Raw genomic sequence first — 11,963 nt, 5'->3', positions numbered from 1 at the left:
AATTGATTCGTTCACCATGCAATAAAATCTGTATAATGGACTTTGAATCCGGTTATTGTCAGGGATGTTTTAGAACCATTGATGAAATCGGAAACTGGTCTCGTTATTCCGATTCTGAAAGAGAGAATTTGTTCTTGAAATTGAAAATTCGCAAAGAAGAGATTTTTTCCAAAGAACTACGCAAAAGTAATTTATAATACTCTTATTTCTCCTATTTTTAGTAAATTTATTTTCGAATGAGCTGGGTGTAAAATCCTAAGAAAAAGTTGTCAGTCAAAGGCAGGTAAAATGACAACGATCAAACGTTACAGTGACACATTCAAGAGGAAAGTGATCGAGGAAATAGAGAGTGGCAAATACAACCAGAACCAGCGATAAAAAACTACGGTATTCAAGATTCAGTGACAATTCGAGGCCGGTTAAAAAAGTGTAATGTAAAAAGTCCTAAAATCAGGTTTACAGAAATCAGGCCGCTTGATGAACAAAATCAGGAGTTAAAAAACCTAAATGTTATCCACAAACATTTAAAACACTATCCACTACTCATCCCTACATAATAGAGTGTCCAAAATTCTATATCTAAACGGGGATTTGTGCTAAAATTGGCGGTACTCCTTTATGTAGAGATCAGTAACATCTAATTTGCTACCCCCTAAAACGTGGGAGTTCCTAGGGAAAACTTTTAGGATAGACTTTTATAAACTTCCAAAATTTCTAAAGCCGCCTTTTCCCAAGAAAATCTGGCGGAATTTTTTTTTCCTTTTATGATCAATTTTTTTATAGTATTTCGATTTTTTGAAAAATCTCTCAAAAGACTTTGCAATTCTTCCGGTTTATTCGGAGAAAAATAGTACACACTGTCTCGAAGAATTTCCGGCATGACAGTTGTATTGGAAGATATCACCGGACGGCCGCAGGCTTGGGCTTCTAAAGGAGGAAATCCGAAACCTTCATATTTTGAAGGAAAGATGAAAAGCCCTGCACAGGAATAAAGACAACGAAGTTCGTTCAAGGACAGTCTTTCCATAGGAAGAATTTGATCTTCATAACCCATAATATCCGATTGCAAATAGTCGGGAATTTTTCCCGAAACGCCACCTAACACCCATTTTGTTTTTAGAATCTTAGAATCCCAAAGAGGTTTTAGAGCATCGAGAACAAAGTTTAAATTCTTATGACCTTTTCCGATTCCTACGCTTAATAAGTAACCTTCTTTGAGTTTATATTTTTTTAGAAATTTTTCTTTCTCCGTAGCCGTCGCAGGATAAAAAACGGATTGGTCGATTCCGTTGTGGATCACTTTTATTTCCTCTTTAAAAAAACCGAAAACGGATTCCAAATCCTTTGCCGTATATTCGGAAACGGATACGATCTTTTTTGAAAATCGTCGAAGCAAACGAAATACGACCTGCATATAAATTCGTTTCAGAAAACTTGAATGAAATTCCTTCATTCGAAAAGGAATGATATCGTGGATTGTCACGATCGATTTTCTGAGATAGCGCAAAGGTACATTAAAATGAGGAATGTCCAAAAGATCCATTCTTCCCATCAAAGGATGACCTAAAAACTCGGAAAAAGAATAAATCGGAGAGTGATAGCGAATCACAGGATAAGAAAAACCCTTTTCTTTTTTAGAAGAATTATTCGAAGTTTCAGCTTCACTTCGACCTTTCTCAAAACCGGAAAACTCATAACATAAAATTCCTTCGTTCAAAATCGTCGTTACATCTCCAAAAAGATAGATCCGAAAATTCTCTTTCACCGCAATTGGACCGAGATACTTCAAAAGACCACGGATTCTCATCCCAATCCCTGAATGAGCAATCATACGCGCATCCAATCCGATCGCCAAAGCTCGGTTTTTTTGTACTTCCTTTCTTTTGGTTCCCATGATCAGACAGAATTACCCGCTGTCGGAAATCTGCAATAAAATGAAAATCCGATGGAAGATTCAATAGGCACTTTTGAGAATGGGAATGAGGCGTTAGATTTAAAAAACCGATCCGGAATCCTCCGAAAGGAATCTAACAAAAAGACTCCCGATTCAATTGGGATAATCGAATGAAGAGAGTTTAATTTGGAAGAAAATATCGTAAACATTCTAAAATCGATCGGAGAAGATCCGACCAGGGAAGGTCTTCTCAACACTCCGAAACGAGTGAAAAAAGCCTACGACTTTCTGACATCCGGCTACCACGTCGACATTACGAAAGTTGTCAACGGAGCGATCTTTGAAGAACCTACGGAAGGAATGATTCTCGTTCGAGACATCGAAGTATATTCTCTTTGTGAACATCATCTTCTTCCTTTTTACGGAAGAGCTCACGTCGCTTATCTTCCTAACAAAAAGATCATCGGGATCAGCAAAATTCCTCGAATCGTCGATGTGTTTGCCAGAAGACTTCAAGTTCAGGAACGTCTCACGGAACAAATCGCCTACGCCGTTCAAGAAGTTCTTGATCCCCAAGGAGTCGCAGTGGTCATTAAGGCGAAACATCTTTGTATGATGATGAGGGGAGTCGAAAAACAAAATTCGGAACTTTTCACCTCTTGCCTGTTAGGGGCTTTCAAAGAAAATATGGTAACCCGTTCCGAGTTTTTGGATCTCATTCGTACCGGATCTACCTAAGTAATCAACCTCCTTCGGACAATTTTCCTAAGAGAAAGGTTCGGATTTCCTTTTTCGCAATTTGGTAGACAGAGAGAAAAAAAAGAACATTCTTTGCTGAATTCGGAGGAAGTTATGGCAAAAGAACGAGTAGTTTTACCATCCGCGGAATTTAAAAAGAATACAAACATTACCCTTAAGGATTATAAATCTCTTTATAAGGAATCCATCAAGAACCCGAACAAATTTTGGGCAAGAGAAGCAAACCGACTGACTTGGTTTAAAAAATGGACCAAGGTTTTAAATCACGATTTTAAAAATGCAAAAGTGGAGTGGTTCAAAGGCGGAAAGCTCAACGTTTCTTATAATTGTTTAGATCGTCACATCAGTACTCCTTTGAAAAACAAAGCCGCTTTGATCTGGGAAGGAGATAATCCTTCAGAATCCAGGGTCCTTACATATTACGACGTTTACAGAGAGGTAAATCGTTTTGCGAACGTTCTCAAAAAATATGGAGTAAAAAAAGGAGATCGGGTTCTTGTTTATCTTCCTATGATTCCGGAATTAGCCATTACGATTCTTGCATGTACTCGAATTGGTGCAATTCATTCCGTCGTGTTCGGAGGTTTTTCTCCGGAAGCGCTTCAAAGTAGAATCGACGATTGTAAGCCGAAGTTGATTGTCACTGCGGACGGAGGTTTTCGAGGAGGCAAACCCGTTGAACTCAAAAGAAACGTCGACTTTGCTCTCGAAAAATCCAAAGAGAACGTTAAAACAGTAATCGTTGTCCGTCGCACGGGGAACGAATCCGGTCTGACTTGGAAAGACGGTCGGGATCATTGGTATCATTTTTTGATCGGCGATCCTGATTTACCTTCTTATTGTAAACCGGAGCCGATGGATGCGGAAGACCCTCTTTTTATTCTTTATACTTCCGGTTCCACCGGAAAACCGAAAGGCGTTCTGCATACCACGGGCGGTTATCTTCTCGGAGCTAATTTAACATTTCATTATGTATTTGATATAAAGCCGGAAGACACGTATTGGTGTACGGCCGATATCGGTTGGGTGACGGGACATTCTTATTTAGTCTACGGCCCTTTATCCAACGGAGCTTCTTCCGTAATGTTCGAGGGGGTTCCTTCTTATCCGGATGCAGGGAGATTTTGGGACGTCATTGATAAATACGGAGTGAATATCTTTTACACGGCTCCGACTGCGATCCGCGCTTTGATGAGAGAGGGTTTAGGCCATATCCAAAAAAGAGATTTGAGTTCTCTTCGTCTTTTGGGTTCCGTCGGAGAACCGATCAATCCCGAAGCTTGGGAATGGTATTTTAAGAATATCGGAAAAAGTAAATGTCCGATCGTCGATACTTGGTGGCAGACCGAAACAGGATCGATTATGATCACGGCTTTGCCGGGAGCCATTCCGCAAAAACCGGGTTCGGCGACATTACCGTTCTTCGGAGTTCAACCGGTCTTAGTGGATAACGACGGAAAAGAACTCACGGACAAGGGCGAAATTTCCGGCAACCTATGTATCAAAAGTCCTTGGCCTTCGATGATGCGCGGAGTTTACGGAGATTCGAAACGATTCTTTGATACATATTTCTCTCAATTCAAAGGATATTATTTTACAGGAGATGGAGCGCGCAGAGATAAGGACGGTTACTACTGGATTACCGGTCGAGTCGACGATGTGATTAACGTTTCCGGACATAGGATCGGAAGCGCCGAAGTGGAAAGTGCGCTCGTAGAAAACAAATCCGTCGCCGAAGCAGCGGTGGTCGGATTTCCGCACGATATCAAAGGTCAGGGAATTTACGCTTATGTGACGGTAAAGGAAGGTGTTACGACTAACGACGATTTGAAAAAGAATCTTATTGCAACCGTTGAAAAGATGATCGGTAAGATTGCGAGACCGGACGTGATTCACTGGTCGCCGAGTCTTCCGAAAACTCGTTCCGGAAAAATTATGAGAAGAATTTTAAGAAAGATTGCCTCGGGAGAATTCGAGGGCCTCGGTGATACGTCCACTCTCGCGGATCCGTCAGTGGTTCAGAAGTTAATCGAAGACAAAAGGAAATTCCATAGTTAAGATCGGATTTCCTATAGAAACCCTTTCGAAACAAAAGTAAAAAGTGAGTGAATCATTATGCCGAATTCCAATAAACTTTGTTTGAACAAGATGAATGATTCTATAATTCAAACCTGTAACGCGACCCTTAGGAAGCGTTACATGAGTTACTTACTCCTATGGTCGCTTCGCGAAACTCAAACCTGTAACGCGACCCTTAGGAAGCGTTACATGAGTTACTTACTCCTATGGTCGCTTCGCGAAACTCAAACCTCGCTCCTATGGTCGCTCGGTTAGGTCCGAAAAGAATCGTCTGTCTTACCGAAGAAACGACCGAGTTATTTTATTTACTCGGAGAGGAAGAACGTATCGTAGGAATCTCCGCATATACAGTTCGACCTCTCAAAGCTAAAGAACAAAAACCCAAGGTTTCCGCGTTTATCAACGGAAATATTAAACGTATTCAGGAGTTGAAGCCGGATCTTATCATCGGCTTTTCGGACATTCAAGCAAACTTAGCAAAAGATTTAATATCGGAGGGACTTAACGTTCTTGTAACGAATCAAAGAACAATTTTCGAGATTTTTGATACGTTGTTGCTCCTCGGATCTATCGTAAACAAAAGGAACGAAACACAAAAACTAATAGAAGGTTGGAAAAGAAAGTTAGACGAAATTCAGAAAAGATATCTGTCTCGGAGTCGTGTTTCTGTTTTCTTTCAAGAATGGGACGAACCGATTATTAGTGGAATTTCTTGGGTTTCCGAATTGATTGAGCTGGCGGGTGGAAAAGATTGTTTTGAATATCTCAAAAAAAAATCCTTAGCGAAGGATAGAATTATCTCTGCATCGGATGTGGCGAAAGCAAATCCGGACGTATACATAGGTTCTTGGTGCGGAAAACCGGTGAATTTTGAATGGGTGCAGAAACATCCGGACTGGCAAAGTGTGAACGCAATTCGAAATCAAAAAATTTACGAGCTGGATTCTTCAATCATTCTCCAACCTGGTCCCGCATTATTTGAGGAAGGGATCGATCATCTTGTCAGATTGATTCATTCTTAAAGAAGTTTCAGAATCTTAGGAATAACTTATAATGCTGTACAAAAGCGTTTCAAAATGAAATAAAAAATTTTAAGATGAAAACTCTCCAAAAATTTTTATATTAGAGTTGTTGAAAAATTAACTCCGGATGGCTTTAATTTCATTACAACAGACGAGTCATGCAGTTTGGTACTATAAATTAACGTGAGCTCGATATAAGAAAATGAGAAAGAATTTTCTAAAAGTAGGAGTCTCTGCTTTTAGAATTTGTTCGTAAAATTGCGATTTGTTATAGTTCCCACATTTTACTACTCGGACGCATGAATAAAATACTATGATAAATTATTTCGAAAATTAGAATGTTGGAATATTCCTCTAAAAAGTCGAGATTTCCCGATTTGACTTAATTTTTGAGAACCGTTGTACTTTTGCAAAACCGACCGCTTATTTTCGAGTATCATTTTCATGCGTCCGAGTAGTAAGAATAGATTTATAAAGTTCAAATTGAACTTCCTACAGAAAAATGAATCATGGATTTCTTACACCGAACTTACGTTAAATTATACAATTTTTTCAATAACTCTATTAAAAGTTTACTGCAACTTCTTAGAGTGTAGAAACTTTTTAGATGTTAGCATATTAAATGTCAGGGTTTTACTGATCTCACATAAAGGAGTACCAGCAATTTTAGCACAAATCCCCGTTTAGGCGCAGAATCTTGGACACTCTATTATGTAGAGATGAGTAGGACAGGATTTAAATTCAAAGTCCTTGCCATTTACGCGGAAAATAACCATTTTATCCAAATTCAACGACAGAACTTACAGTTTATTCATCATTTATGAGCCGTAGGAGTTCTTACATTTTTTGTTCTAGTAAACTATCTAGTTAAAAAAGATTGGAAGACTTTTTGAAATAAGACTATAATTGATTTTCATTTTATAAGAATCTACTTCAAAAATAATTTATAATATTATGATGTTCCAAGTACAATGGCGGATTTTCGCAGTAAATTCCTAAAAAAGAAACTTTCATTTTTCGCTAGATGGTTTTATAGAAAAAAGTTTTAGTTTCCTAAATTATAAAAATCGAATTTTTTATGAGACAAATTTTAATTTCCCGATGATAAATCTTCTACACGACGTTTATCCTTGAAGTTTTTTAAAGGCGTGTTAACAAACGTATCGGCAAATTACCGATTAAATAAGATGGAAACGCTTATTTTAAAATTTGTGATTCTACTGGAAAATGAATTTTACAATTATTTTCTAACTGATACTATTAGAGCATAAGAATCTGTCCCAAAGCCTCAGAATGTAGGAACTTTTTAGATGTTAACATATTAGATGTCAGGGTTTTAGTGATTAGGACTTTATATAAAGCCCTAATCACTATGGTGACTAAAGCCTCGCCATTAAAACGGTGGAACTTCTACGTTTTATTACGAACTTACTGAATAATTATAAGTGATTTCTTTTAAGGTTTTGGAGCAGATTTTAAATTCCGAAGCCATTCGAAAATAATTTTGTTTTTGATCAAAAAAAGACAAAAACATTTTTCGAATGACTCAGTAAAAAGAGGCTGATTGTGCAAGAAGTTCATCAGTACCTGAATCAATATTTGGAAGAGAATATTCTTCAATCGGAAACCATTCATAGGATGAAACACGTCATTCGAGAATTCAGTATCCGAGCACCAAAAGTTCTCGTCACAAAATGTATCGACGGCCGCGTTCACGGAAGTAAACTAAAAGGTTATCCAGTGACTACGATTCGTTTCGGTAGAACGGACGGCAATATTGTTTCCACAAACCTAAATAACTTTTGGTTCTGGAATCGTATTGATCGTTTGATCAATGACGCAACCTGCAATACACCGAACACTCCCGCTTTATTCATCGCGTATATGCATAGATCTGACCTGCCAGAACTTGGTTGCGCCGCCCACAATCACGACGACCAAGCTGCCAGAAAAGCGATCCAAGAGCAAACCCAAGCGGTCCGTAAGATCTTTAGAAAAGACAGACTCTATGTGATGGAAGGAATTACCAACACAGACTCCATGGCGGAAACATTGATCTTTGAAAACGAAAGTGCGTTAGATACGACCGAGTTTATTCGTAATTTCGACTTTCAAACTAGTTCTGATATTTTTCATAAGGCGTTTTTAAAATTTCCTCTCAAAGATACCTCAACAGCCAGATACGTTGGTTTTAAAACTCCGGAAGAATTGTTTGCGGAACCAGAACTTGCTTTTTTCAACGATTTTCAAACCGCACTTTGTATGAAGTCGTACCTCATTCGGGAAGTAATCGGAATTGTCGTATCGGACGATTTCGCTTCTCAAAAATTGATTCAACCCGATTTATTCAACGCATTGGCTCAAAAACTTTTTTCAGTCAAAGATCTTCCCCCTCTTTTGATTCCCGCTCTTTTATATCAATCCATTTGGAATATTGCATATTCTCTCTATCACAAGCGAAAATTATCCAATCTAAACGAGACTGAAAAGTGGAAAATTTTAGATCATGCGGAGGAGCTGATCTGTTATGGAGACGGTTTCGAACTATTACAGAGAAACAAAGCGATTCTTGTAAAGACGGGAAGAGGAAACGATACGGATGCTTTAAACGTCGCTCGAAAAGTCTTAGAAAAGAATCGAGCGAAACAATCCGAAAAAGGGCCCATTCTCGTTCATCTCAACATAGAAATTTCGGGAGAACTTTCCGCTTGGGAAGATATCAACGAAAACATCGCTTCTAAAACAAACACCTTACTTCGAAATTTAGAACAGGTCTTTCATGATGTTGAAACGGTCATTTTAACGACTTATTCCTATAGAGATCAAAAACGTTTTTATCCGATTCATACGAAAAAGGATAAACGAATTACATATCCCGTAGACATCTTAAGCGGAATGAATTCGGAAACATTGTTTTCAAGTATGAGTTTAAAATCCAGAGAAGCTCTTTATGCTACGGAAAGAATGGGAAAATTTATTTAAATAGATGTACATGTTTTTATTCCCGCCTAATATAGATTATTTGGTTTCCTTTAAATTTTGAACGAACTTTGCCAGTTCCGCTCTGAAAGAGAATTCTCCGGTTCCCATCAAATACCGAAACGCGGAAACAATCACATCCGGGCGAGGAGGATCTCCTCCAATGAACAAATCAGGTTCTTTTGGAAGTTTACCGAGTTTGAAAAGCCCTCCTGAAACCGCTTCCGAACCGCAAGCTACAAGAGCTTTTGGAGAAGGCATTGTTTCCCACGCAGTATCGAGTGGGCCTTCCATATTCGGTCCAACCGGACCCGAATAGACAAGTGCGTCCGCGTGTTTCGGAGAAGCGACGACCCGAATTTTACTCGCCTCACTGTCAAAGAGGGCGTTAAAACTTGCGTTGATTTCCGCTTCGGTTGCATTATTCCCGCTGGCAGCGACCTCTCTAAATTGAAATCCGGTTTTCTTTGTGGTCTTTCTAAACCGTTTTACTTCCTCGGTTTCCATTTCCGGTTTTTCATCCGGCATTCCATTGGTATACGTTACTTTTAAGGCTTCCCGATCGGTGGAATATACATGAACAAAACCAGAATCGATAATCTTTCCATCAGAGCAAAACTCGGAACATCTTCCGCACTGAAGACAAGCTCCATAATCGAAACTCATCTTATCCTTGGAATGAATCTTGAGTGAATGAGTCGGACATACTTGTTCGCAAGACTTGCAGGAAAGACAGGATTCATTGGAAGATAACACCGGAACCGGAATTCCCCTCGCGTTGGGGTTGAAGGGTAAAACCTTTTTATAATTCATCGTTTTTGCAGGACGAATTATATTCAATATCTCGAATATAATTTTCATAGATCCACTCCTACGTAGCTCAGATTGAAGGACTTATTATTTAACGGAAAATCTCCGATGTATTCTCCCCTTACCGCTAACTCAAGCGCGTGCCAATTAGGAACGGAAACTTCCCTGATATAGGCGTTTTCAATCGAACCGACAGCATCCAAATCCAAGGATACTAGCACCGGTCCTCTCCATCCTTCCACTGCGGAATAATAGGTCCCTTTTTTGACAGCGGATTTTGACGAGACCTTTCCGAATTTCAAAGAGAAAGCGGCTTCTAATTTCGGAATCGCCTCTACGAGCCATTTACCGCTGTTTTTCAATTCTTCACAACGTAAATAAAATCTTGCCCATGCGTCCCCTTTCATATGATCCCGATTCAACTCAAGAGAAATCGGAGAACTAAACATATATGATTTTTCTAAATTACGAAGATCCCTGCTGAGTCCTGTGCACTTCTCCACCAGTCCTATAAAACCAAGATGTCTAACTTGCTTTTGTCGGATTATCCCGCAAGACTGCAGCCTCTCCCGGTTTGTAGAAACGTTCGCGGCGCGTTCAAAATGTGCGACCACATCCGCAGCAACGGAGCGAATTCTTTCTGCGAGTTCGTTTAATTTTTCGCGGTTGAGTCCCTTTCTAAGAACGACCTTACCCGGAGATAATGCTCCTCTTCCAAAACGATTCCCGGTCAACGCTTCCATCACTCCAAGAGGAACCCCCCTTTGCAAAGAACAAACACCTTGTAAAGGATAATAACCTACGTCTCCCGCGATCGCACCCATATCTCCGATATGGGTCGCAATTCTTTCGAGTTCCAAAAGAACGAGTCTTGCAAAATCCAATTCTTGAGGAACGACGATTTTCTGCGCTTCTTCGAAAATTCTGGAAAACGCGATCGCATAGGCAATTGTACTGTCTCCTGAAATCGCTTCCGCATAGGGCAAAGAATCCTTCGGTCCTTTTCCCTTGATCAAATCGATTAAACCTCGTTTTTGAAAACCGAGTCGAATGTCTAAATTTCGAATCTCTTCTCCCTTTACGATAAAACGAAAATGCCCAGGTTCGATCACTCCCGCGTGAATCGGTCCGACTGCGTGAGAATAATGACTCGCCGGAATCGGTATTTTTAATCCTTTATATACTAAATCCTTAATACCTTTTTTGGTTACGAATTTTTCCAGATCGATTTTGCGATCTGCCGTAATATATCTTTCGAAATCATAGGAAGAATAATCCTCTTCTCCCTGATCGGTTCCAAGAGAATGTCTGAGAATCCAAATCGGATTTGCGGTGTCCTCAAAGGCTTCCTTTTCGGAATATTCTACGATCTCATGTTCTACTCCGTCGCTTGTAAGCCAAAAGCGGTTGTAACCCTTTTTACCCTTTCTCGGATATAAACCAGTCACGCTACGCATTCAAAATTCTCCTTGCAGTAGATGATAAAAACCCCAAATACCGAGACCGAGTACCATGATAAAAAGCAAAAGCGAATTGGTCATACGAATCTGTAATGTTCCGGCAAATTCCTTTGCAAACGGCCGGTCCTCTAAGTTAAAAAGAGGAACCGTTTTGTAGAGCAATACTCCGAAAAAGATCAATCCTAAAAACGGCACCGTAATCACAAACCACTGACCTTGGGCCCAACCTACTTTCAAAAGTAAAAGATCATTTACGAAAATCGGAGAACCGGGAAGAACAAAAGCGACAAACAAAGAAGCCGTATAAAGTGACAACGCTTTCTTATTGATTTTCTCAGAAAGAAAAATTTTGCTCAACTCTCTCTTTCCGGCATCCATTCTCACGATCCCCATCGTTAAAAATAGAACCGATTTCATTACGATATTTCCGGCCATTACAAAATTGAACACCGAGTCAGGAAGATCCATCCAGAGAAAAATTCCGATCGCGCCACTGTGAAATAGAGCTACTTTCGCAGTCATCATTCTCAAATCGTTCCTTTGATAGAGCGCAACGATACTCTGCAACATCGTTATAATTCCTAAGATTAACAACCCGTCCGCCGCGCTGAAAGTAGTCGGATACAATTGATGATCCATATGAATGAACGGACGTAACGCGTAACTTACCGCGACCGGAACAAACGCGGCGATCAATGCGGAGATTTGACTCGGACTTTCACCGTAAGTATCTACGACCCAAACATGATTTGGAAAAAGTCCAAGTTTTGCAGAATACCCGAAAATCGCCAGCCAGAGTCCGATTTCAATCCATAGATTTTCCGGATGTTCGGATAACTTACCCGCCAAAACTTCAACCGGATGATCAATACCGTATAACGTAGCCGTAACTATGATGATTCCTAAAAACGCGATCCCTAACCCGAAGGAATTGATCAAAAGAAACTTCCAAGCGATCGG

9 protein-coding genes (1 of these 9 only partly in view) are annotated in these 11,963 nt (G+C 39.8%); 5 read left to right on the top strand and 4 right to left on the bottom strand.

Annotated elements, in window-relative coordinates; translation table 11 throughout:
- The first annotated feature begins 2 nt into the window (after window positions 1-2).
- On the top strand, window positions 3-197 hold the full coding sequence (locus LEP1GSC062_RS19765) for a DUF1289 domain-containing protein (protein ID WP_078124515.1): 195 nt from the start codon (window positions 3-5) through the stop codon (window positions 195-197).
- A gap of 485 nt (window positions 198-682) precedes the next feature.
- On the opposite strand, the gene LEP1GSC062_RS19760 is transcribed toward LEP1GSC062_RS19765, so the two are convergent.
- Window positions 683-1,894 (bottom strand): glycosyltransferase family 4 protein, encoded by a 1,212-nt coding sequence (locus LEP1GSC062_RS19760; protein ID WP_020985320.1) that lies wholly within the window; start codon window positions 1,892-1,894, stop codon window positions 683-685.
- A gap of 186 nt (window positions 1,895-2,080) precedes the next feature.
- Between LEP1GSC062_RS19760 and folE the strand changes: the two genes are divergently transcribed.
- The 4 genes from folE (at window position 2,081) to LEP1GSC062_RS19735 (ending at window position 8,736) form a co-directional block, all read left to right on the top strand.
- Window positions 2,081-2,632: a GTP cyclohydrolase I FolE gene (gene folE, locus LEP1GSC062_RS19750; protein WP_002725546.1), complete on the top strand. Its 552-nt coding sequence runs from the start codon at window positions 2,081-2,083 to the stop codon at window positions 2,630-2,632.
- 114 nt (window positions 2,633-2,746) lie between these two features.
- Window positions 2,747-4,711 carry an acetate--CoA ligase gene (acs, locus tag LEP1GSC062_RS19745; RefSeq protein ID WP_010577490.1) on the top strand — a complete coding sequence of 655 codons (1,965 nt, stop codon included), beginning with the start codon at window positions 2,747-2,749 and terminating at the stop codon, window positions 4,709-4,711.
- Between the two features lie 227 nt (window positions 4,712-4,938).
- Entirely contained in the window at window positions 4,939-5,754 is an 816-nt protein-coding gene (locus LEP1GSC062_RS19740) for a cobalamin-binding protein (protein WP_020985297.1), read from the top strand.
- Between the two features lie 1,566 nt (window positions 5,755-7,320).
- Window positions 7,321-8,736, top strand: a complete 1,416-nt coding sequence (locus LEP1GSC062_RS19735) for a hypothetical protein (protein WP_010577489.1) — start codon at window positions 7,321-7,323, stop codon at window positions 8,734-8,736.
- A gap of 36 nt (window positions 8,737-8,772) precedes the next feature.
- On the opposite strand, the gene LEP1GSC062_RS19730 is transcribed toward LEP1GSC062_RS19735, so the two are convergent.
- The 3 genes in view from LEP1GSC062_RS19730 to LEP1GSC062_RS19720 are tightly spaced (each overlapping or abutting the next) and all read right to left on the bottom strand, a layout consistent with a single transcriptional unit that may run on beyond the window.
- Window positions 8,773-9,594 (bottom strand): NADH-quinone oxidoreductase subunit B family protein, encoded by an 822-nt coding sequence (locus LEP1GSC062_RS19730; protein ID WP_010577488.1) that lies wholly within the window; start codon window positions 9,592-9,594, stop codon window positions 8,773-8,775.
- Entirely contained in the window at window positions 9,591-11,000 is a 1,410-nt protein-coding gene (locus LEP1GSC062_RS19725) for a hydrogenase large subunit (RefSeq protein WP_010577487.1), read from the bottom strand. Before LEP1GSC062_RS19725 ends, LEP1GSC062_RS19730 begins: the two co-directional genes overlap by 4 nt.
- A protein-coding gene (locus LEP1GSC062_RS19720) for a proton-conducting transporter transmembrane domain-containing protein (RefSeq protein ID WP_010577486.1) crosses the window boundary here: on the bottom strand, window positions 11,001-11,963 show its 3' portion. It continues 246 nt past the right edge of the window; 963 of the gene's 1,209 nt are visible here — the last part of the coding sequence; its start codon lies off the right edge, out of view; it ends in the stop codon at window positions 11,001-11,003.

This window comes from Leptospira alexanderi serovar Manhao 3 str. L 60 (genome assembly GCF_000243815.2).
GTDB lineage: Bacteria > Spirochaetota > Leptospiria > Leptospirales > Leptospiraceae > Leptospira > Leptospira alexanderi.
This window is presented reverse-complemented; position numbering and strand designations above follow the sequence as displayed.